Genomic DNA, 20746 nt, shown 5'->3' with positions numbered 1-20746 from the left:
CGGATTTCACCATGCGGACGCCGGAACGGGACGAGAAACGCCGACGTCACACGCCCAGCACCAGCAGCCGCTCCTCGGCCCGCTCCGGCGCGTAGAGGTGTTCCACGACCAGCGCCCCCGCTCCTATGAGCGCGGCCCGCTCCCCCAGCCGGGAGGTCACCACGTCGAGGTGGGCCGTGGAGCGCGGCAGCGCCCGCTGGTAGAGGAGCTCCCGCACACCGGTGAGGAAGGGCGTTCCGGCCAGGTCGCCCGCGATCATCAGCACCCCGGGGTTCAACAGCGTCACCACCGTCGCCAGTACGTCACCCACCCGCCGCCCGGCCTCCCGGGCCACCGCCGCCGCCTTTGGGTGCCCGGCGGCCAGCAGGTCCCGTACGTCCGCGCCGGAGGCGGCCGGCACCCCGCTCTCCTCGAGTCGCCGGGCCACGGCACCGCCGCTCGCGACGGCGGCGAGACAGCCGTACGAACCGCAGCGGCACAGTGCGTCCGTGCCGACCCGGATGTGCCCGATGTCGCCCGCGCCGCCGTCGATCCCCCGGTAGATCGCGCCGTCCACGACCACTCCGGCGCCGATGCCCGTGGACACCTTGACCAGCACGAAGGCCGCGCAGTCGGGATGTCCGGTGCGCTGTTCGCCGTACGCCATCAGGTTGGCGTCGTTGTCCACGAGGACCGGGACCGGGCCGGCGCCGGTGTGCTCGGTGAAGGCGCGGGCGAGGCGGCCCGCCGTGTCGTAGCCGTCCCAGCCCGGCATCATCGGCGGCTGCACCACCCGGCCGGTGCCGCTGTCCACCGGCCCGGGTACGGCGAGCCCGATGCCGCAGACGTCGGCCGCCGGGCGCCCGGCCTTGTCCAGCAGCCGGTCGAACCAGTGGCCGAGTTCACCGAGCACGGCCTCCGGCCCGTCCTCGACGACGAGGGTCCCCGAGTGCTCGGCGAGCGTCTCGCCGGTCAGGGTGAGGACGGCCGCGCGGGCGTGCCGGGTGTCCAGGTCGGCGGCGAGGACGACGGCGTGCGAACCGTCGAACTCCAGGGTGATCGAGGGACGGCCGCCGAGCGGTGAGTCGACCGGGCCGCCGGCGCCCTCACGCAGCCAGCCGGCCCGGAACAGCCGGTCCAGGCGCTGGCCGACGGTCGCGCGGGACAGTCCGGTCGCCTGCTGGAGCGCACCGCGTGTCACGGCCCGTCCGCTGCGGACCAGTTCGAGCAGCTCTCCGGCACCGGCCTGGCCGCCGGCTCTGGCGGCCCTTCCCGGGCGTCCGTTCATGCGCACCCCCTTGTGTTTCCCAACCCTGCATTACATATTGAGTTTTGCGTGTTAAATAGACGTAACTCTACGGTCGTTGCAACCAAACCTGGCCGGGCCGGCCGGGTGTCTTCGTCTTCGGGGAGCCCCGAGTGGATCGCAGCACGCAGCTCACCGCCCGTCCCACGGAGTACGAGAACGCATACGGCCCTCCGTCCCCGGGCACGTCGCTGCGGCTCGCGGCGGCCCGGGTGCTCGACGCGAACTGGACGGGCCGCTCGACGGTCCCCTCCCTGGACCTGTATCCGCACCAGTGGTCCTGGGACTCGGCGTTCATCGCGATCGGGCTCCGGCACATCTCCCCGCTGCGGGCCCAGACCGAACTGGAGACGCTGCTGGCCGCCCAGTGGGCCGACGGGCGCGTCCCGCACATCGTCTTCAACCCCTCCGTACCGCTCGACGCCTACTTCCCCAGCCCCGACTTCTGGCGCTCCGCCACCGCCGGTCGCGGGGCCGGCGCTCCGCGCACCGTACAGACGTCGGGCATCGTGCAGCCACCGGTGCACGCGCTGGCGGCCTGGCTGGTGCACCGCGCCGACCCCGCGTTGTCCCGGGCGCGCGGCTTCCTGGCCCGGGTCCATCCGCACCTCGCGGCCTGGCACCGCTATCTGCTGCACCGCCGGGACCTGGGCGGCGCGGGGCTGGTGTCGGTCGTCCACCCCTGGGAGCAGGGCATGGACAACAGCCCCTGCTGGGATGCCCCGCTCGCCCGGATCAGGCCCGCCCCGGCCCGCTCCTTCCGGCGCGCCGACCTCGACCACGGCGCACCCGAGGACCGGCCCACGGATCTGGACTACGGGCGCTACGTGCGGCTGGCCGCCGACTACCGGGACGCCGGATACGCGGACGGGGGCGGGGAGTTCGCGGTCGAGGACCCCGCCTTCAACGCCCTGCTCATCGCCTCCGAGCACGCGCTGGCCCGGATCGCCGAGGAGCTGGGCGCGGGCGGCACCGCCCGGCACGCGCGCGCCGAACGGCTGACGGCGACGCTGGTGGAGCGGCTGTGGGACCCTGCGGCCGGGATGTTCCTGTGCCGGGACCTGCGGGCCGCTGCGCGGGGCGGCAGCCCGATCCGCGCAGGCAACGGCTCGGGCGACGGCCACGGACCGGACCCGCGAGCACACGGCACCGGACCGGACCCGCAGGCACACGACCCCCGACCGGACCCGCCGGCACACGGCACCGGACCCGGCAGCTCCGGCCTGATCCGCGAGCGGGGCGTCTCCGGCCTGGTGCCGCTCCTCCTCCCGGGCCTGCCGCGCGAGGTCGCCGCCGCGCTCGTGCGCACCCTGCACGGGCCGCACTTCGGGCTCGGCGACCGCACCCGGCTCGTCCCCAGCTACGACCTGCTCGGCGAGGCCTTCGACCCGCACCGGTACTGGCGCGGCCCGGCCTGGTTCAACACGAGCTGGCTGCTGGAGCGGGGCCTGCGCGTGCACGGCGAGCGGGAGCGGGCCGACGCGCTGCGCGCTGCCGTACTGCACCTCGCCGAAGCCACCGGTTTCGCGGAGTACGTCGCCCCCCACACGGGTGAGGCCTGCGGCGCGACCGGCTTCGGCTGGACCGCCGCGCTCGCCCTCGACCTGCACCACGAGCTGCACCAAGAGCTTGTCAAGGGCGCCCGCGAGGGCGTGTCCAAGGCGGCCACCGGCACGTTCGACAGAATTGACGAAGGAGGCGACCGGGGATGACGGACCGGCATCATCTGCTTGTGCACGGGGCGACGTTCGCCGCCGTGGGCGACCGGGGCGACATCAGCGGGGTCCGGGGCAGCGGTTCCCCGGACGGCTTGTTCGTACGGGACGCCCGGCACCTCAGCCGCTGGCAGCTCACCGTCGACGGCGCCGTGCCCGAGGTGCTCACCCCGGTCGCCGACGCCGACGCGGCCCGCTGTGTGCTGGTTCCGCGCGGCGGCCGCCAGGAGCCTCCGGCGCACACGCTCTTCCGCCACCAGGCGGTGGGTGACAGTTCGTTCGTGGAGTCGCTCCGGGTGTCCAGCAACCGCCCGGTACCGACGACCATCCGCCTCGCCCTCACCGTGGACGCCGACTTCACCGACCAGTTCGAGCTCCGCTCCGACCACCGCACCTACGTCAAGGCCGGCGCCGTACGCTCCCGCGAGGTCCTCGACGACGGCATCGAGTTCACCTACCGCCGTGCCGAATGGCGGTCCTGTACGACCATCACGGCCGACCCCGCCCCCGACGCCGTGGAGGAGACCGGCACCGGCGCCCGCCGCCTGGTGTGGGCCCTCGACCTCGAGCCGCACGGCACGACCGAGCTGCTGCTGCGCGTGATCGCCCGCCCGCACGGCGAGAAGCGCGCCCTGCGCGTACCGCGGGACCCGGCCGCCGTGAACGCCGAACTCATCTCGGCAGAGGGGGAGTTCATGGAGGGCGTGGCCTTCCCGACCGGCTGGCCGGAACTGGCGGAGGCCTGCGCGCGGGGCCTGGCCGACCTGGCCGCGCTCCAGGTACCGGCCACCGGACCGGACGGCGAGGAACTGCGCGTCCCGGCCGGCGGCGCCCCCTGGTTCCTCACCCTCCTGGGCCGGGACGCCCTGCTCACCTCCCTGTTCTCGCTGCCGTACCGCCCGGGACTGGCCGCCGCCACGCTCCCCGCGCTCGCCGCGACCCAGGCGGCCGGCACCGGCCTGTCCTCGGTCGCCCAGCCCGGCAAGATCGTGCACGAGGTACGGCACGGCGAGCTGGCGCACTTCGGGCAGGTGCCGTTCGGGCGGTACTACGGCTCGGTCGACGCGACCCCCCTCTTCCTGGTCCTGCTCGGTGCGTACGTCGAACAGACCGGGGACACCGGACCGGCCCGCCGCCTGGAGCCGCACGCCCGGGCCGCCATCGGCTGGATGCTGGACCACGGCGGCCTGACCTCGCGGGGCTATCTCGTCTACCGCGCCGACGAGGGCGGTCTCGCCAACCAGAACTGGAAGGACTCCCCCGGCGCGATCTGCTGCGCCGACGGCACCCGGCCCACCGGCGCCGTGATGGCGGCGGGCGCGCAGGGCTACGCGTACGACGCGCTGCGCCGCACGGCGGGGCTGGCGCGCGCGGTGTGGGGCGACGAGACGTACGCGGCCCTGCTGGAACAGGCGGCGGCCGATCTCCGGGACCGTTTCCAGCGGGACTTCTGGATGGAGGAGCACTCCTTCCCGGCGCTCGCGCTGGACGGGGAGGGCCGCCAGATCGACGCGCTGGCCTCCGACGCCGGGCATCTGCTGTGGTCCGGTCTGCTGGACAAGGAGTACGGCGAGGTGGTGGGCCGACGGCTGCTGGAGCCGGACTTCTTCTCCGGCTGGGGGGTGCGGACGCTGGCCGCGGGGCAGGCGGCGTACCACCCTCTGTCGTACCACCGGGGTTCTGTGTGGCCCCATGACAACGCGCTGATCACGCTGGGGCTCGCGCGGTACGGCCTGCACGACGAGGCCCGTGCGGTGGCGCATGCGCTGGTGGACGCGGCGGTGGTGGCGGGGTACCGGTTGCCGGAGGTGCTGGCGGGGTACGGGCGTGACACGCATCCGGAGCCGGTGCCCTATCCGCATGCGTGTGTGCGCGAGTCCCGGTCGGCCGCGGCGCCGCTCGCGCTGCTCACGGCGGTGGGCGGGGTGTAGGGACCGGTATTTGCCCGGTGTTTGCACAGCGTCCTGAACAGGCGTTGCGGGGTGGCCGTACGGGATGGCGTCACGGGCGTCGTACGGAAGGACCCTCGGGTGTCTCAGGACACGAGCACGCGCCAGCTGGAAACCGAAGCGCCAAAGGACGACGCCCCTGCCGCGCCCCCTCCCGGCCCGCGCCGCTCCCTCCCGCGGCCCTGGACCGCCTGGAAGGCCCGCACCCGTCGCTGGCGGGAGGCGCATCCCACGGCCGCTCAGGGCCTCTCCGTCACCGTGACCGTGCTCGCGGCCGTTCTCGTCGTCGCAGCGCTCGTGATGCCGAACTCCGTGGTGCGGCTGGGGCCCGCGAAGTTCGTGCGGATACCGGCGGAAGCCGTGATCGGGGCGGCCGTGCTGCTCGCGCTGCCGCGTCGGCCGCGCGTGGTGCTGGCCGCCGTGTCCGGGGCCGCGCTGGCCGCGATGACCGTGCTGAACGCGCTCGACATGGGCTTCAACCAGTACCTGGGCCGGCCCTTCAACGTCGTCCTCGACTGGAGCCTGTTCGCCGACGCGGAGTCGTACCTGGAGGACTCCCTCGGCCGCACGGAGACCCTCGCGGCCGTGGCCGGGGTGATCGTCGCCGTCCTGCTCCTCTTCGTGCTGCTGGCGCTGGCCATGGTCCGGCTGAGCAATCTGCTCGCCCGGCACAGCGGCGTCGCGACCCGGGGCACGCTGATCGCGGGCGTCGTCTGGATCACCTGCACCTCCCTCGGTCTGCAGATATCCGGCGTGCCGCTCGCCGCCGACAGCACCGCCACCGCCCTGAAGGTCCAGGCCCGGCGGATCTCCGACACCCTCAAGGACGAGGCGGAGTTCCAGAAGGTGGCCAGGGTCGACGCGTTCGGCAACACCCCGGGCAGCCAGCTGGTCCCGGACCTGCGCGGCAAGGACATGATCTTCACGTTCATCGAGAGCTACGGCCGCAGCGCGATCGAGGACCCGATCATGGCGCCCGGTGTCGACCAGACCCTCGACGTCCGCACCAAGGCCCTGGCCAAGGCCGGTTTCCACGCCAAGAGCGGCTGGCTGACCTCGGCGACCTACGGCGGCAGCAGCTGGCTCGGCCACTCCACCACCATGTCGGGCCTGTGGATCAGCAACCAGCAGCGCTACCGGACCGTGATGGCCAGCGACCACCTCAGCCTCACCGAGGCGTTCAGGAAGACCGGCGCCTTCGACACCGTCGGCGTCATGCCGGGCGTGCAGAAGGCGTGGCCCGAACAGAAGTGGTACGGCCTGGGCAAGGTCTACAACGCCTTCGAACTCGGCTACAAGGGACCGAAGTTCAGCTGGTCGACCATGCCCGACCAGTACGCGCTCCAGCAGTACCAGGAGCGGGTGCACAGCAAGAAGCCCGCGGACGGCAAGGCGCGGATGTCGCTGCTGATCCTCACCTCCAGCCATCAGCCCTGGGCGCCGATCCCGAAGATGGTCGGGTGGGACCAGCTCGGCGACGGCTCGGTCTTCAAGGGCATCGAGGCGGCGGGCAACAAGCCGGCCGACGTCATCGCCGACACGACCAAGTCCCGCCAGGAGTACGGCAAGTCGATCCAGTACTCGGTGACCGCGCTGACCGAGTGGCTGACGCGCTACGGCAGCAAGGACACCGTCCTGGTCTTCCTCGGCGACCACCAGCCCATCGCCCGGGTCAGCGGCAACCACGCCAGCCGTGACGTGCCGGTCTCGATCGTCGCCAAGGACCCGAAGGTCCTCGACAAGATCGCCGGATGGGGGTGGACGGACGGCCTGCGCCCGGCCCACAACGCCCCGGTGTGGAAGATGAGCGCCTTCCGGGACCGCTTCCTGACGGCGTACGGCTCGACACCGCACCCGAAGAAGGGCTGATCAGCCGCCGGAGGTGTCCAGCTCCGCGTCCTCGCCGACCCCCGCGCAGTCGTACGGGTCCTTCAGCCAGCCGTCCGGCAGCACCACCCGGTTGTTGCCGGACGTACGGCCGCGGGGCCCGTCCGCGCCGGACGGCCACGGCTGGTCGAGGTCCAGCTCGTCCAGCCCCGCCCGCAGCTGGGCCAGCGAGGAGGTGATCGCGAGCCGCCCCCGCATCTCGGAGCCGACCGCGAAGCCCTTCAGGTACCAGGCGACGTGCTTGCGGAAGTCGACGACGCCCTTGGACTCGTCGCCGATCCACTCGCCGAGCAGGGTGGCGTGCCGGACCATGACGTCGGCCACCTCGCGCAGGGTCGGGCGGGCGAAGGAGGCACGCCCCTCGAAGGCCGCCACCAGGTCCGCGAACAGCCACGGCCGGCCCAGGCAGCCGCGCCCGACGACCACCCCGTCGCAGCCCGTCTCCCGCACCATACGCAGCGCGTCCGCGGCCGACCAGATGTCGCCGTTGCCGAGCACCGGGATCTCCGGGACGTGCTCCTTCAGCCGGGCGATGGCCTCCCAGTCGGCGGTGCCGCCGTAGTGCTGGGCGGCCGTACGGCCGTGCAGGGCGATCGCCGTGACGCCCTCCTCGACGGCGATGCGGCCGGCATCGAGGTAGGTGATGTGATCGTCGTCGATGCCCTTGCGCATCTTCATCGTGACGGGAAGGTCACCGGCCCCGCTGACCGCCTCGCGCAGGATCGCCCGCAGCAGGTTCCGCTTGTACGGGAGGGCCGACCCGCCGCCCTTCCTGGTGACCTTCGGGACCGGGCAGCCGAAGTTCAGGTCGATGTGGTCGGCGAGGTCCTCCTCCGCGATCATGCGGACGGCCTTGCCGACGGTCGCCGGGTCGACGCCGTACAGCTGGATCGAGCGCGGCTGCTCGCTCGCGTCGAACCTGATCAGCTGCATGGTCTTCTCGTTGCGCTCGACCAGCGCCCGGGTCGTGATCATCTCGCTGACGAACAGGCCCTTTCCGCCGGAGAACTCCCTGCACAGGGTGCGGAAGGGCGCGTTGGTGATCCCCGCCATGGGTGCGAGCACGACGGGCGGTACGACGGCGTGCGGGCCGATGGAGAGCGGGTGGGTCATCGTCAGGGCTCCGGGACGGATCTACGGCACAGGGGCGAGCCCCCATTCTCCCTCACTCGTCCGCGAGCTCTGCCAGCCGCTCGAGGCGCTCCTCGGTCTCCTCGTCGGCGGGGATGTACGCGACCACCCGGTGGGCCGGTGACTGCGGGGCCAGCCACATGGTGCGGTGCTCCAGGCGGACCAGGCCGACCACCGGGTGCCGGTACCGCTTGACGTGCGGGGACATCGGCGCGACCTCGTGCCGTTCCCACAGCGTGCGGAACTCCTCGGAAGCCGCCAGCAGCCGGTCCCGGTGCTCCTTCCACACGGGCTCGGCCACATGCTCCGCCATGGCCACCCGGTACTTGGCGATCAGGTCGCGCAGCATCTCGTCCCGGTCGAGGAAGTCCCGCTTCCAGCGCTCGCTGGTGGCCAGCAGCCACAGGCAGTTCCGCTCGGCCCGGGGCAGCTCGGTGAGGTCGCCGAAGAGCTGGGCAAAGGGGCGGTTGGCGGCGAGGACGTCGTAGCGGGCGTTCTGCAGGGAGGCGGGGTAGGGCGCGAGCCGTTCGACGACCTTGATCGCCGATCTGGCGGCGACCGTGCACTCGGCCTCGGTGCGCGGGTCGGCGGTCCCGGCGAGGGCGAAGAGGTGGGCGCGCTCGGTGGGGTCCATGAGCAGGGCGCGGGCGACTGCGTCCAGCACCTGGGCGGAGACATGGGTGGCGCGGGCCTGCTCGATCCAGGTGTACCAGGTGACGCCGACCGCGGAGAGCTGGGCGACCTCCTCGCGGCGCAGGCCCGGGGTGCGGCGCCGCGGGCCGCGCGGCAGGCCGACCTGCTCGGGGGTGATCCGCTCCCGCCGGCTGCGCAGGAAGGCGGCGAGTTCCCGGCGCCGGATGTGCTGGCTCGGTTCCCGGTGCTGTTCCGGCGCTGCGACGGTCATGTGATCAAGGGTGCCGCGCCCTCGCACCCCGGTTCCAGTTGGTGCCGGTACCCGGATGAGCACCGCCTGGTACCCGGCTGGGCGACGGCGCACAGTCGAGGACATGATCACGACGACCGCACCCCCGGCGACGCCGGCCCCGCCGCGCACCCTCACCCCGCTCGGGCTGCTCACCCTCCTGCTGGGCACGGCGCTGCCGATGATCGACTTCTTCGTCGTCAACGTCGCTCTGCCCACGATCGAGCACGATCTGCACGCCCCGCCGGCCACCCTGGAGATGGTGGTGGCCGGATACGCGGTGGCGTACGCCGTGCTGCTGGTCCTCGGCGGCCGGCTCGGGGACGGTTTCGGCCGGCGGCGGCTGTTCCTGTGGGGCGTGGCCGCCTTCGGGCTGACCTCGCTGGCCTGCGGTCTTGCGCCGGGCGCCCGGTGGCTGGTGGGGGCGCGGGTCGCCCAGGGTGCCGCGTCGGCGCTGCTGCTGCCGCAGGTGCTGGCCACCATCCACGCCACGACGTCCGGCGAGCGGCGGGCCCGCGCGGTCGCCCTGTACGGCTCGGTCGGCGGGGTGTCCGTCGTGCTCGGGCAGGTGCTGGGCGGGGTGCTCCTCGCCGCGGATCTCGCGGGCACCGGCTGGCGCGCGGTGTTCCTGGTGAACGTGCCGGTGGCCGTGGCCGCCCTGCTGTGCGCGCTGCGGGCGGTGCCGGACAGCCGGGCGGAGCGGCCCGCGCGCGGCGATCTCGCCGGTACGGCGCTGCTGGCGGCGGCCCTGACCGCGCTGCTGCTGCCGCTGACCGAGGGCCGGGCGGCGGGCTGGCCGCTGTGGTCGGCGCTGCTCCTGTGCGCGGCACCGCTGTGCGCGGCAGCGTTCTGCGCGGTGGAGCGTCGGGAGGAGCGGGCGGGTGGCAGCCCGTTGCTGCCGCCGTCCCTGCTCATCGCGCCGGAGGTCCGCCGGGGCCTGCTGCTGGGTCTGCCGGTGTTCGTGGGCTTCGCCGGGTGGATGTTCGTGAGCGCGGTGACCCTGCAGCAGGGCCTCGGCTACGGGGCGTTGCGGGCGGGGCTGACGCTGGTGCCGATGGGGGTGGCGCAGTTCGCCGCGTCGATGCTGGCGCCGCGTGCCGTGCGGCGGTTCGGCGGGCGGGCGGTGGCGCTGGCGGCGCTGGTGCACATCGCGGGGCTCGCGACGGTGACGGCGACCGCGCTGCTGGGCCCGTGGCCGCATCTGAGCCCGCTCGCGCTCTCCCCCGGTCTGGTGCTGTGCGGGCTCGGCCAGGGCCTTCAGCTGCCGCTGTACTACCGGATCCTGCTGGCGGCGATCCCGGCGCGGCTGGCGGGCGCGGGCAGCGGGCTGGCGGCCACGCTCCAGCAGTCGTGCCTGGCGATCGGGGTGGCGGCGCTCGGCTCGCTGTTCCTGTCCCTCGTCCCCGGTCTGGGCATGCGGGAGGCGCTGGCGGTGGTGCTGGCGGTGCAGGCGGCGGGACTGGTGGGGCTGGGCCTGCTTGGCCTGCGGCTGCCCCGGGTACTGGGGTGAGCCGGAGGCCGGGCCACCGGGGGGTCAGGACCATGTATCAGTCATTAGTTAGACGCACTATTGAAATCGGCGTACGATGAGAGCCATGCCCGAGTTGAGCCACCGCCGCCGCCTGCTCGTACTCGCGATCTGCTGCATGAGTCTGCTGATCGTGAGCCTGGACAACACCGTGCTGAACGTGGCGCTGCCGTCCATGCAGCGCGATCTGCACGCCACCACCTCCGGCCTGCAGTGGACCATCGACGCCTACACCCTGGTACTCGCCTCGCTGCTGATGCTCGCGGGCTCGACCGCCGACCGGATCGGCCGCAAGAAGGTCTTCATGACGGGCCTGACGGTGTTCACCATCGGATCCGTGCTGTGCTCCGTGGCGCCCGACCTGTCGCTGCTGGTCGTGTTCCGCATGGTGCAGGCGATCGGCGGCTCCATGCTCAACCCGGTCGCCATGTCGATCATCACCAACACCTTCACGGACGCCCGCGAGCGGGCCCGCGCGATCGGTGTGTGGGGCGCGGTCGTCGGCATATCCATGGCGGCCGGCCCGCTGGTCGGCGGCCTGCTGGTGCAGTCGGTGAGCTGGCGCGCGATCTTCTGGATCAACCTCCCGGTCGGCCTCGCCGCCCTCCTGTTCACCCTCCGCTTCGTCCCCGAGTCCCGCGCACCCAAGGCCCGCCGCCCCGACCCGGTCGGCCAGTTGCTGGTCATCGCCCTGTTCGGCTCGCTGACGTACGCCATCATCGAGGCGCCGGACTCGGGCCCGGCCGCGGTGTCCCCCTTCGCCGCGATCGCCCTCGCCGCCCTGCTCGGCCTGCTCTGGTACGAGCCCCGCCGCGACGAACCCCTCATCGACCTGCGCTTCTTCCGCTCGGCTCCGTTCAGCGGCGCCACGGTGATCGCGATCAGTGCCTTCGCGGCACTGGGCGGCTTCCTCTTCCTGTCCACGCTGTACCTGCAGAACGTCCGCGGTCTCGACGCCCTGCACGCGGGCCTGTGGATGCTGCCGATGGCCGCGCCGACATTCCTGTGTGCACCCCTGTCCGGACGCCTGGTCGGCAACCGCGGGCCCCGTCTTCCCCTCCTGGTGGCCGGTACGGCGATGACGGCGAGCGGTGTCCTCTTCGCGGCCTTCGAGGCGGAGACCTCGAACGCCACCCTCCTCATCGGCTACGTCCTGTTCGGCGTCGGCTTCGGCTTCGTGAACGCGCCGATCACCAACACGGCCGTCTCCGGCATGCCACGCGCCCAGGCCGGGGTCGCCGCCGCGGTCGCCTCCACGAGCCGGCAGCTGGGCCAGACGCTCGGCGTCGCGGTGGTCGGCGCGGTCCTGGCCGCCGGGATCGGCTCGTCCTCGTACAAGTCCGTGTTCGTCCCGGCGGCCCGCCCCGGCTGGTGGATCCTCACCGCCTGCGGCCTCGCGGTCCTCCTCCTCGGCCTCCTCACCAGCGGCCGCTGGGCCCGCCGCACCGCGGAACGCACGGCCGAACAGCTGGAGTCGGCGGAGATCCGCCAGCCGGTGGGGGCGCCCTGACCGGCCGGACAGGCCCTAGTCCTCCTGCTCGAGGTAGCGCCTCACCTCGCGGAGGTACTCCTCCGGGATGGACGAAGGGTCGGGAGGCTTCAGTACCTCGAAGCGGTCGGCGCCCGTCCGGCGGTCGGACGCGCTCGCGATGCGGACCATGTGCCCCTTGCCGCACCCGGTGCACCCCAGGAGGACCGTTCCCCCCGCCTCCTCGACCATGGTCAGCAGGGCGGACATGAGCCGCAGCCGCGTGCCGCAGTCGGTGCACCTGCCGATGTGCGAGTCCTGGTCGGCCGGCTCGCGGGGTGCGTCCGCGCGCTCGCCGGACCGGCCGGGTCCCACGTGTTCATCGGGCCCCTCGGGTGCGTCGGGTTCACCGTGTTCCCGTGACTCCCCGCGGTCCGCCCTGGTCTCGCCGCCCGCACCCGTGTCGGACATCGCGCGCGCCACTGGGTCGAGGGAGATGACGAACAGGTACAGGTCCTCGGTGACCTCCTCCGGCTCCTCCGGGAGGAACACGTCGACGTCGCAGCAGTACAGGTGGGTGCCGCCCGCCGACAGGGTCCAGGTCAGGCCGCCCCAGTTCTGCCAGCCCCAGTGCAGGATCCGGTACCGGAAGGCGAGTTCAGGGTCCTCGTCGGGGTCCCGGTGGTCGATGAGCTGCTGCAGGAACGCTCTGTCGTCCAGGCGGAACCTGAGGCACAGCGACCCGTCCATGCCGCGCACCTGCGGAATGAGGTCGTCCGACCACTCGGCCTCGACGAGCCGCAGGGTGGCCTCGGCGCAGGGGTGGCTGGAGGGGGTGCCGAAGAGGTGCGGACTGAACGGCGTGTTCTCCACCAGCAGTTGGATGTCGGCACCGACGTGTGCCCGCAGCGCCTCGGCCTTGCTCCGTGTGAGCGCCTCCGGGGCACCGGCCCGGTCCGGCGAGACGGGGTAGTAGAGGCGTGCGGCCGCGTACCCTGGGATCTTCTCGGATCGCACGGACACAAGCATACTTATCAAGTGAACTCCGGGTGGAGTACTCCGCACCGTGCCATACTGAACCACCGGCCGCCGACCGAGCCGACTGGGGGAAAAGTGACCGTCAAGGCCGACGTCTCCTTCCGCGTTCCCGCGTCCATGTCCCTCGAGGACGTCCTCGACGCGTTGTTCCACGCCGATTCGGGACTCGTGCGCAACGAGGAAACACCGACCGTCGACAGCGAGTTGAACTTCGAGTTCGACACCTTGCTGAGTCTCGGTTCGGTCGTGGTCGGCGCGGCCCAGGCGGCCCTGACCCTGGCCCAACTCGTCGAACGGATCAGGCAGCGCCGGGCGCGCGCCGGGTCCGACCCGGCCCCCGTCGAGGTCAACGTCACGGTCGACGGCACGCGTTACAACATCGCCGAGCTGACTCCCGAACAGATCAGGCGTCTGCTCGAACCATGACACACACGGGCCGCATCGGCTCCCATGTCATCGGTGTCCCGGTGGTCCTCATCCGCTCCGACGTGCTCGCCAGGCACCGCCCGGAGATCTGGACCGCGCAGGACGGCCCGCCCGCGGACCCGGAGAGGGAACGCCTGCTGGCCGAGGCCACGATCCTGCACGAAATACGCCACTTCCACGACGCGTTGCTCTGTCCCCCGCTCTACGACCGTTTCATGGTGGAGGCCGAACGCAACTCGGTGGCCGCCGCCGTGCTGGCGGACCTGTCGGAGAACGGCAAGCGGGACCCGGGAAGGACTCTCGGTGAGAAGCAACGGGGCCTCATCGACCTGCACCGTGAGACGGCGGCCGACTTCCGGCAGCGCAACGCCCCGGCGTACGAGCCCGTCGGGATCCCCGGCATCGGGCTCACGATCACCCTGGTCGACCTGCTGGAGGCGAACGCGGTCGTCACCGAACTCGCCTTCCTCCACGAGGCCTTCCGGCAGCGCGGGCGCGGCGAAAGCGGATACAACCACTGGCTGTCCCTGCAGTCGACCCTGCCGGCCAAGTACACCAAAGTCATCAGCCGCTTCCTGCGCACCCGGGACTCCTTCGGTGAGGATCTCCACCGGGTGTCCCGCGTGCTGATGCGCTGTCTCTACCGGCCCGAGCCGTCGGCCGCCGCCCTCAACGAGGTGGTCGGCCTTCCGGAGCGGGAGGTCGATGCCCTGTGCCGTGCCGAAGTCATCGCCGAACAGCTCGCGGAGACGACGAAGCGCCACAACTACGCCCTGTTCACGATCTTCGAGACCCGGCAGTCGGCCGGGCGGGTGTTCACCAACGCCGGTGACATCACCGCGCTCCACGCCTGGTGCACGGCCCGCATGAGGGAATCGGAGTTCCGCCTCGACGCGTATCTCCGGAGCATCCGTGACTTCCCCGTACCCGCCACCGGGTTCTTCGCCGACGCCGCGATGGTCGAGGAACGCGGGCTTCCCTTCGTCCGCACGGCGGACATCAGAGCGGCCTACGGCGACGTCCTCTCGCTGACCAGCACCAGGGACAGGCAGCGGCGGACGACGCTCGGCTGCGGCTTCTTCCCGACCTTCGGGACGACGCCCTGCCTGGAACTCAACCGCGTCGACCTCATGCTCGGTCTGCGCCTCGGCACACAGGCGCTCTTCGGCGAGAAGGTCTCCTACAACCACACGATGGACCAGGCGTACGCCACGGGCTACCGCCAGTGGATGGAGTGATCCGCCGCCCTCTCAGGCCGGGGCCGCGGTGGCGCACGCGATCTCGTACAGCCTCTCCAGCCGCTCGCGGGTCTCCTCGTCGGCCGGTGTGTACGTCAGCATCCGGGCACCCAGTTCGGGGCCCAGCCACAGGTCCGTGTGCTCCAGCTTGAGGTGGCCGACGTGGGCGTTGAGGAACTCCTTGGTCTTGGAGCGGCTGCCGACCACCTCGTAACGCTCCCAGTTCGCCCGGAACTCGGGTGACTCGGCTTCCAGCCGCTTCAGCAGCATCTTCCAGGCCGGCTCGCCGAGGTGGCCGGCCAGGGAGGCGCGCAGCCGGGCGGCCATCAGGCGCTGGGCCTCCTCCAGGTGCACGACCGACGCCTGCCAGTCCTTGTTCGTGTGCACGAGGAGCATGCAGTTGCGGTCCTCGGGCGGCAGCGCGTCCAGGTCGCACAGGAGGCGGCCGTAGGTGCGGTTGTAGGCGAGGATGTCGTACCGGCTGTTCTGGATGCAGGCCGGGATCGGCTCCAGCCGGCGCAGCACCTCGCGCAGTGCCGGGGTCACGCTCGGGCAGTTCGCCGCGGGGGTCGGATCGGTGGCGCCGGCCAGCTGGAAGAGGTGGGCGCGCTCGCTGGCGTCCAGCCCCAGGGTGCGGGCCAGGGCGTCCAGGACCTGGACGGAGACCTGGATGTCGCGGGCCTGTTCCAGCCAGGTGTACCAGGTGACGCCGACCGCGGAGAGCTGGGCGACCTCCTCCCGGCGCAGGCCCGGGGTGCGGCGGCGGGCGCCGCGGGGCAGGCCCACCTGCTCGGGGGTGATGCGCTCGCGGCGGCTGCGCAGGAACGCGGCCAGCTCGTGCCGCCGGATCTCCGAGCCCCGGGGCGGCTGCGCGGTGCTCTCCCGGGCGGTGGCCGTCGTCGTCATGGCTCCAGGATGCCCGCATCCTCATCCTGTTGCCAGGTAGTTCTTCTACCAGGATGAGAACACTCTGGTACCCGTCTGGGCGGTGACGCAGGCTCGGGGGCATGAGTGAAACCGTCACCACCCGGGCCGTTCGTACAACGGCCGCGCCGCCCGCGCTCGGCGGGCTCGGGCTGTTCACCGTTCTGCTGGCCGCGGCGCTGCCGCTGGTCGACTTCTTCATCGTCAACGTCGCCCTGCCGACCATCGGCGCCGACCTCGCCGCGGGCGAGGCCGTGCTGGAGCTGGTCGTGGCCGGGTACGGGGTCGCCTACGCCGTGCTGCTGGTGCTCGGCGGCCGGCTCGGGGACCTGTTCGGGCGGCGCCGGCTGTTCCTCGGCGGAATGGCCGCGTTCGGACTGACCTCCCTGGCCTGCGGGCTGGCGCCCGACGCCTGGAGCCTGGTCGCGGCACGGGTCGCGCAGGGCGCCTCGGCCGCCGCGATGCTGCCGCAGGTGCTGGCCACCATTCAGGCGACCACGCGCGGTGCGCGCCGCGCGAAGGCCATGAGCCTGTACGGCGCCACGGCGGGCCTGTCCATGGTCGCGGGACAGATACTCGGCGGGGTGCTCGTCGCCGCCGATGTCGCGGGGACCGGGTGGCGGTCGGTGTTCCTCGTCAACGTGCCCGTGGTCGTGGCCGGCCTCGTCCTCGCCGTGCGCGTCATGCCCGAGACCCGCTCGCAGCGCCCGGAACCGGTCGACGGCCTGGGCACGGTCCTGCTCGCGGTGTCCCTGCTGACGCTGCTTGCGCCGCTCACCGAGGGCCGTGCGGCCGGCTGGCCGCTGTGGACGTGGCTGTCGCTGGCCGCGTTCCCGTTCGCCGTCGGCGCGTTCTGGGCCGTGGAGCGGCGGGCCGACCGGGCGGGACGGACCCCGCTGGTGCCGCCGAGCCTGCTGGCGCTGGCCTCGCTGCGGCGCGGTCTGGTGCTGATGGTGCCGTTCTCCATCGGCTTCAGCGGGTTCATGTTCGTGATCGCGCTGGCGCTGCAGCGGGGCGCCCGGCTCGGGCCCGTGGCGGCCGGCCTCGCCCTCGCACCGATGGCCGTGGCCTTCCTGTTCGTCTCCCTCGCCGGACCCCGGCTGGTCGCCCGCTACGGCAGCCGGGTCGTCGCCGCCGGATCCGTCGTCCAGGGCGTGGGCGTGCTGCTGATCGTGCTGGCCGCCTGGCAGGACTGGCCGCACCTGGACGTCGGCTCGCTGCTGCCGGGTGCGGCCGTGGCCGGCGCCGGGCAGGCGCTCCAACTGCCCAACGTCCTGCGGATCGTGATGTCCGAGGTGCCGCCGGCCCGGGCCGGTGTCGGCAGCGGTGTGATGGTCACCACCCAGCAGTCCGCGCTCGCCCTCGGCGTGGCCACGCTCGGCACCCTGTTCCTCACCCTCGTACCGCACCTCGGCATGCGGGACGCGCTGGTCACCACGCTGCTGGTGCAGCTGGCCGGGATCGCGCTGACCGGCCTGCTGAGCCTGCGCCTGCCGCGTGAGGTGGGCTGAGCCGGGGGCACGACTTGGACAACTCCGGGTGAAGCTCCCCCTGTTGATGTTCGTCTTGCTGCACACTCCGTTCCGGTCGGGGGTGCCGGACTCGAGGGACGTGAGGCGTCATGCCGCAGGGCAACAGCACGAGCAAGGTCAGCCGCTGGGACCAGCACGGCCGGGAGCACGTCGTGCGGGTCCAGCGCACGGGTGTGCAGCGCACCATCAGATGCGACACCTGTGGCTGGCGGCGGGGCGCGCAGTTCCTGCCGTGGCTGAAGGCGGAGGAACATCTGGCCGAGGCCCATCAGGCGACGGTCGACCCGGCGGCCGACCGGCAGCCCTCAAGGTAAGAACTCTGTCCCTCGACAGCCTGCTTGACCTGCGCTCTTACCCGACCGAGGGGCGCGCTCCGGGCCGTCTCGAGTGGCCGGTCCGGCGGACCGGGGTCAGCCTGGGAAAGGTTCATCGAGCGACAGGAGACGAACATGACCTCGGTACTCCGCCACCACCGCTACGGCCGCGCGCTGGGCGCCTGTGCCCTGTCCGCGGCGTTGCTCTCCGGCGGGACGTCCGGAGCCTTCGCCGCCACCAGCAAGCCCAGCCCCAGCCCCAGCACCATGGCCTCGATCACCATCAAGGCCGACAAGACCTCGGTGAAGGCCGGTGACACGGTGAAGTTCACCGGTCGCACCAAGGGCCTGAAGGTCGGTTCCCCGCTGGTGCTGCAGCACGAGAAGTCCGGCAAGTGGGTCCCGCTGCAGGCGACCGCCAAGGTCAAGACCGGCAGTTCGTACGCCCTCTTCGCCAAGCTCAACACGAAGGGCACGGAGAAACTGCGCGTCGCCAGCGCGACGATGTCCGGAAAGGTCCACTCGCCCACCGTCACCGTGAAGGTGAGCTGAGCCCCCGTACCAGCAGGTCCACGACGGCCGTGAACTCCTCGTCGACGCCGGCAGCGGTCCATTCCCGGGCGTGACAGGGGTCGTGGAAACGGCCGGTGGCCTGGAAGACGGCCCGGGCCGCGGCGGCCGGGTCGGGCACCGTGAAGGCGCCCGACCCGGCCCCGTCCGCGATGATCCGGGTCAACTGGCCGGTCAGGTCGGCGATGTGCTCGCCGACCGCCGTGCCGTTCTCGTCGGTCAGCACCGTGTAGGTGGCGAAGAGTTCGGGGTCGTCTCCCGCCTTGTGCCGCTTGGCCTCGAACAGGGCCGCGAGCCAGGCCCGCAGCCGCTGCTCGGGGCTTTCGCCGGCGGCGACGATGCCGGCCAGTTTCTCCGATGTCCGGTCCAGCCACCGCTTGGTGACCGCCTCGCGCAGGGCCGCCTTGGTGCGGAAGTGCCGGTACACACTGCCGTGGCTGACGCCGAGCGCGCGGGCCACGTCGACCACGGTGGCCTTGGCCGGGCCGTGGCGGCGCAGCACCTCCTCGGTCGCTTCGAGGATGCGCTCGGCGGTCAGGGTCTCAGTGGGCGGTGCCATGCCTCAGACCGTACCTGTCGCCGTGGTCAGCGCTCACTGTCGAGGTGTGCCATCTGCGGGGTCGGGTAGCGGTCGCCGGCCGCCGCGTCCGCCGGTACGGCCTCCTCGATCGCCGCCAGGTCGGCCGCGTCCAGCGTCACGTCCAGCGCGCCCAGCGACTCGTCCAGCCGCTCGCGGGTGCGGGCGCCGACGAGGGGCACGATGTCCTCGCCGCGGGCGAGCACCCAGGCGATGGCGATCTGCGCGACGGTGACGTCCTTCTGCTCGGCGATCTTGCGCAGGGCCTCGACGAGGTTCAGGTTGTGCTGGAGGTTCTCGCCCTGGAAGCGGGGTGAGTGGGCGCGGAAGTCGTTCGCGGCCAGCTGCCGGTCGCGGGAGAAGTGGCCGGAGATCAGTCCGCGGGAGAGTACGCCGTACGCGGTGATGCCGATGCCCAGCTCGCGGGTGGTGGGCAGGATGTCCCGCTCGATGCCGCGGCTGATCAGCGAGTACTCGATCTGGAGGTCGGCGACGGGGGCGGTGGCGGCGGCCCGCCGGACGGTCTCGGCGCCGACCTCGCTCAGGCCGACGTGCCGGACGTACCCCTTCTCGATCAGTTCGGCGATCGCGCCGACGGTCTCCTCGATCGGCACGTCCGGGTCGAGGCGGGCGATCCGGTAGACGTCGATGTGGTCGACGCCGAGGCGCTGCAGGGAGTAGGCGGCGAAGTTCTTCACGGCGGCCGGGCGGCCGTCGTAGCCGGTCCAGTTGCCCTCCGGGTCGCGCAGGGCGCCGAACTTCACGCTGACCAGCGCCTGCTCGCGGCGGGCGGCCGGGGCGGTGCGCAGGGCCTCGCCGATCAGCATCTCGTTGTGCCCCATGGCGTAGAAGTCGCCGGTGTCCAGCAGGGTGACGCCCGCCTCCAGGGCGGCGTGGACGGTCGCGACGGACTCCGCGCGGTCGGCGTCGCCGTACAGCGCGGACATGCCCATGCAGCCGAGGCCGAGGGCGGAGGTCCGGGGGCCGGTGGTTCCGAGGGTTCGGGTTCGCATCGTCATGCCCCCACCTTGCCATGACAGATGACAGATTTCAATATCTGTCATTCCATAGATGTCAGTTTGGTCCAGACCTATTGACGAGAGGTCTGGACCACCTCACTGTCATGCCTACGACACCTCACGCCTACGACACCTCACCGCACCCCCACCGGGAGGCCCGCATGCTCCGCCGCACGCTGTCCCTGTTCGCCGCCGCGCTCGCGACCGCCTGTCTCACCCAGTTCCCGGCCGCCACCACCGCCTCCGCCGCCGACACCTGTGCGGTGAAGTCCCGGCCGGCCGGCAAGGTGCTCCAGGGCTACTGGGAGAACTGGGACGGCTCCGCGAACGGCGTCCACCCGCCCTTCGGCTGGACCCCGATCACCGACTCCCGCATCCCCGCACACGGCTACAACGTGATCAACGCGGCCTTCCCGGTCATCCGCTCCGACGGCACGGCGCTGTGGGAGGACGGCATGGACACGGGCGTGAAGGTGGCGACGCCCGCGGAGATGTGCGCGGCGAAGGCGTCGGGCCGGACGATCCTGCTCTCCATCGGCGGCGCGGCGGCCGGCATCGACCTGAGCTCGTCGGCGGTCGCGGACCGCTTCGTGGCGACGATCGTGCCGATCCTGAGGAAGTACAACTTCGACGGCATCGACATCGACATCGAGACGGGCCTGACGAACAGCGGCAACATCGGCCAGCTGTCCACGTCCCAGGCCAACTTGATCCGCATCATCGACGGCGTCCTCGACCGGATGCCGGCGGGCTTCGGCCTGACGATGGCCCCCGAGACGGCGTACGTGACCGGCGGCAGCATCACCTACGGCTCGATCTGGGGCGCGTACCTGCCGATCATCAAGAAGTACGCCGACAACGGCCGGCTGTGGTGGCTGAACATGCAGTACTACAACGGCAGCATGTACGGCTGCTCCGGCGACTCCTACGAGGCCGGCACGGTCGCCGGCTTCACCGCCCAGACCGACTGCCTGAACAAGGGCCTGGTGGTCCAGGGCACGACGATCAGGGTGCCCTACGACAAGCAGGTCCCGGGCCTGCCCGCCCAGTCCGGCGCGGGCGGCGGCTACCTGTCACCGTCCCTCGTCTCCCAGGCCTGGAAGCACTACGGCACCTCGCTGAAGGGCCTGATGACCTGGTCGGTCAACTGGGACGGCGCGAGGAACTGGACCTTCGGCGACAACGTCAAGGCGCTTCAGGGGCGCTGACATGCGAAAGCCGGG

18 protein-coding genes are annotated in these 20746 nt (G+C 72.1%); 11 read left to right on the top strand and 7 right to left on the bottom strand.

Annotation, left to right across the window (positions count from 1 at the left end; translation table 11 throughout):
- Window positions 1–46: 46 nt before the first annotated feature.
- Entirely contained in the window at window positions 47–1267 is a 1221-nt protein-coding gene (locus ACZ7HQ_RS02055) for an ROK family protein (RefSeq protein ID WP_470983447.1), read from the bottom strand.
- 131 nt (window positions 1268–1398) lie between these two features.
- Between ACZ7HQ_RS02055 and ACZ7HQ_RS02050 the strand changes: the two genes are divergently transcribed.
- The 3 genes from ACZ7HQ_RS02050 (at window position 1399) to ACZ7HQ_RS02040 (ending at window position 6818) form a co-directional block, all read left to right on the top strand.
- Window positions 1399–2997, top strand: a complete 1599-nt coding sequence (locus tag ACZ7HQ_RS02050; protein ID WP_470983444.1) for an MGH1-like glycoside hydrolase domain-containing protein — start codon at window positions 1399–1401, stop codon at window positions 2995–2997.
- Window positions 2994–4931: an amylo-alpha-1,6-glucosidase gene (locus ACZ7HQ_RS02045; RefSeq protein ID WP_470983441.1), complete on the top strand. Its 1938-nt coding sequence runs from the start codon at window positions 2994–2996 to the stop codon at window positions 4929–4931. The genes ACZ7HQ_RS02050 and ACZ7HQ_RS02045 overlap by 4 nt, the downstream gene beginning before the upstream one ends.
- A gap of 318 nt (window positions 4932–5249) precedes the next feature.
- Window positions 5250–6818 (top strand): alkaline phosphatase family protein, encoded by a 1569-nt coding sequence (locus ACZ7HQ_RS02040; RefSeq protein ID WP_470985165.1) that lies wholly within the window; start codon window positions 5250–5252, stop codon window positions 6816–6818.
- On the opposite strand, the gene dusB is transcribed toward ACZ7HQ_RS02040, so the two are convergent.
- Entirely contained in the window at window positions 6819–7949 is a 1131-nt protein-coding gene (gene dusB / locus ACZ7HQ_RS02035; RefSeq protein WP_470983438.1) for a tRNA dihydrouridine synthase DusB, read from the bottom strand. It abuts the gene before it with no gap.
- 52 nt (window positions 7950–8001) lie between these two features.
- Window positions 8002–8871, bottom strand: a complete 870-nt coding sequence (locus ACZ7HQ_RS02030; RefSeq protein ID WP_470983433.1) for a helix-turn-helix transcriptional regulator — start codon at window positions 8869–8871, stop codon at window positions 8002–8004.
- 103 nt (window positions 8872–8974) lie between these two features.
- Here ACZ7HQ_RS02030 and ACZ7HQ_RS02025 point away from each other — a divergent pair, with 103 nt between their 5' ends.
- Together ACZ7HQ_RS02025 and ACZ7HQ_RS02020 are read left to right on the top strand one after the other, a co-directional pair.
- Complete coding sequence (locus ACZ7HQ_RS02025; RefSeq protein WP_470983429.1) at window positions 8975–10399, top strand: MFS transporter; 1425 nt, start codon at window positions 8975–8977, stop codon at window positions 10397–10399.
- 85 nt (window positions 10400–10484) lie between these two features.
- Complete coding sequence (locus ACZ7HQ_RS02020) at window positions 10485–11927, top strand: MFS transporter (RefSeq protein WP_470983426.1); 1443 nt, start codon at window positions 10485–10487, stop codon at window positions 11925–11927.
- 15 nt (window positions 11928–11942) lie between these two features.
- On the opposite strand, the gene ACZ7HQ_RS02015 is transcribed toward ACZ7HQ_RS02020, so the two are convergent.
- Window positions 11943–12902, bottom strand: a complete 960-nt coding sequence (locus ACZ7HQ_RS02015; protein WP_470983423.1) for a hypothetical protein — start codon at window positions 12900–12902, stop codon at window positions 11943–11945.
- Window positions 12903–12998: 96 nt separating this feature from the next.
- Here ACZ7HQ_RS02015 and ACZ7HQ_RS02010 point away from each other — a divergent pair, with 96 nt between their 5' ends.
- Both ACZ7HQ_RS02010 and ACZ7HQ_RS02005 read left to right on the top strand, forming a co-directional pair.
- On the top strand, window positions 12999–13349 hold the full coding sequence (locus ACZ7HQ_RS02010; protein ID WP_470983420.1) for a hypothetical protein: 351 nt from the start codon (window positions 12999–13001) through the stop codon (window positions 13347–13349).
- Window positions 13346–14587 carry a hypothetical protein gene (locus tag ACZ7HQ_RS02005; RefSeq protein ID WP_470983418.1) on the top strand — a complete coding sequence of 414 codons (1242 nt, stop codon included), beginning with the start codon at window positions 13346–13348 and terminating at the stop codon, window positions 14585–14587. Before ACZ7HQ_RS02010 ends, ACZ7HQ_RS02005 begins: the two co-directional genes overlap by 4 nt.
- Window positions 14588–14599: 12 nt before the next feature.
- Here the strand turns inward: ACZ7HQ_RS02005 and ACZ7HQ_RS02000 are convergent, their stop codons facing one another.
- Window positions 14600–15493, bottom strand: coding sequence for a helix-turn-helix transcriptional regulator (locus ACZ7HQ_RS02000; RefSeq protein ID WP_470983415.1), 894 nt, complete (start codon window positions 15491–15493; stop codon window positions 14600–14602).
- Window positions 15494–15594: 101 nt separating this feature from the next.
- Here ACZ7HQ_RS02000 and ACZ7HQ_RS01995 point away from each other — a divergent pair, with 101 nt between their 5' ends.
- The 3 genes from ACZ7HQ_RS01995 (at window position 15595) to ACZ7HQ_RS01985 (ending at window position 17909) form a co-directional block, all read left to right on the top strand.
- Window positions 15595–17022, top strand: coding sequence for an MFS transporter (locus ACZ7HQ_RS01995; protein ID WP_470983412.1), 1428 nt, complete (start codon window positions 15595–15597; stop codon window positions 17020–17022).
- Between the two features lie 110 nt (window positions 17023–17132).
- Window positions 17133–17357 carry a hypothetical protein gene (locus tag ACZ7HQ_RS01990; protein ID WP_228620312.1) on the top strand — a complete coding sequence of 75 codons (225 nt, stop codon included), beginning with the start codon at window positions 17133–17135 and terminating at the stop codon, window positions 17355–17357.
- 135 nt (window positions 17358–17492) lie between these two features.
- Window positions 17493–17909 carry a hypothetical protein gene (locus ACZ7HQ_RS01985; RefSeq protein WP_470983409.1) on the top strand — a complete coding sequence of 139 codons (417 nt, stop codon included), beginning with the start codon at window positions 17493–17495 and terminating at the stop codon, window positions 17907–17909.
- On the opposite strand, the gene ACZ7HQ_RS01980 is transcribed toward ACZ7HQ_RS01985, so the two are convergent.
- Together ACZ7HQ_RS01980 and ACZ7HQ_RS01975 are read right to left on the bottom strand one after the other, a co-directional pair.
- The gene (locus ACZ7HQ_RS01980; protein ID WP_470983406.1) at window positions 17890–18486 is read right to left on the bottom strand and encodes a TetR/AcrR family transcriptional regulator; all 597 of its coding nucleotides are present in this window, start codon (window positions 18484–18486) and stop codon (window positions 17890–17892) included. The genes ACZ7HQ_RS01985 and ACZ7HQ_RS01980 overlap by 20 nt on opposite strands.
- Before the next feature lie 26 nt (window positions 18487–18512).
- Window positions 18513–19523, bottom strand: coding sequence for an aldo/keto reductase (locus ACZ7HQ_RS01975; protein WP_470983404.1), 1011 nt, complete (start codon window positions 19521–19523; stop codon window positions 18513–18515).
- Between the two features lie 161 nt (window positions 19524–19684).
- On the opposite strand from ACZ7HQ_RS01975, the gene ACZ7HQ_RS01970 reads away from it, so the two are divergent.
- Entirely contained in the window at window positions 19685–20731 is a 1047-nt protein-coding gene (locus ACZ7HQ_RS01970; RefSeq protein WP_470985163.1) for a chitinase, read from the top strand.
- Window positions 20732–20746 lie beyond the last annotated feature (15 nt).

Source organism: Streptomyces sp. NPDC037290 (assembly GCF_055603245.1).
The sequence above is the reverse complement of the archived record's forward strand: the minus strand, read 5'-3'. Positions and strand labels throughout refer to the sequence as shown.

Bases quoted from the DNA above. Each gene is read 5' to 3' on its own strand.
- ACZ7HQ_RS02055 (WP_470983447.1), bottom strand. From the start codon at position 1,267: ATGAACGGACGCCCGGGAAGGGCCGCCAGAGCCGGCGGCCAGGCCGGT.
- ACZ7HQ_RS02045 (WP_470983441.1), top strand. From the start codon at position 2,994: ATGACGGACCGGCATCATCTGCTTGTGCACGGGGCGACGTTCGCCGCC.
- ACZ7HQ_RS02040 (WP_470985165.1), top strand. From the start codon at position 5,250: ATGCCGAACTCCGTGGTGCGGCTGGGGCCCGCGAAGTTCGTGCGGATA.
- dusB (WP_470983438.1), bottom strand. From the start codon at position 7,949: ATGACCCACCCGCTCTCCATCGGCCCGCACGCCGTCGTACCGCCCGTC.
- ACZ7HQ_RS02030 (WP_470983433.1), bottom strand. From the start codon at position 8,871: ATGACCGTCGCAGCGCCGGAACAGCACCGGGAACCGAGCCAGCACATC.
- ACZ7HQ_RS02025 (WP_470983429.1), top strand. From the start codon at position 8,975: ATGATCACGACGACCGCACCCCCGGCGACGCCGGCCCCGCCGCGCACC.
- ACZ7HQ_RS02020 (WP_470983426.1), top strand. From the start codon at position 10,485: ATGCCCGAGTTGAGCCACCGCCGCCGCCTGCTCGTACTCGCGATCTGC.
- ACZ7HQ_RS02005 (WP_470983418.1), top strand. From the start codon at position 13,346: ATGACACACACGGGCCGCATCGGCTCCCATGTCATCGGTGTCCCGGTG.
- ACZ7HQ_RS02000 (WP_470983415.1), bottom strand. From the start codon at position 15,493: ATGACGACGACGGCCACCGCCCGGGAGAGCACCGCGCAGCCGCCCCGG.
- ACZ7HQ_RS01995 (WP_470983412.1), top strand. From the start codon at position 15,595: ATGAGTGAAACCGTCACCACCCGGGCCGTTCGTACAACGGCCGCGCCG.
- ACZ7HQ_RS01990 (WP_228620312.1), top strand. From the start codon at position 17,133: ATGCCGCAGGGCAACAGCACGAGCAAGGTCAGCCGCTGGGACCAGCAC.
- ACZ7HQ_RS01985 (WP_470983409.1), top strand. From the start codon at position 17,493: ATGACCTCGGTACTCCGCCACCACCGCTACGGCCGCGCGCTGGGCGCC.
- ACZ7HQ_RS01980 (WP_470983406.1), bottom strand. From the start codon at position 18,486: ATGGCACCGCCCACTGAGACCCTGACCGCCGAGCGCATCCTCGAAGCG.
- ACZ7HQ_RS01975 (WP_470983404.1), bottom strand. From the start codon at position 19,523: ATGACGATGCGAACCCGAACCCTCGGAACCACCGGCCCCCGGACCTCC.
- ACZ7HQ_RS01970 (WP_470985163.1), top strand. From the start codon at position 19,685: ATGCTCCGCCGCACGCTGTCCCTGTTCGCCGCCGCGCTCGCGACCGCC.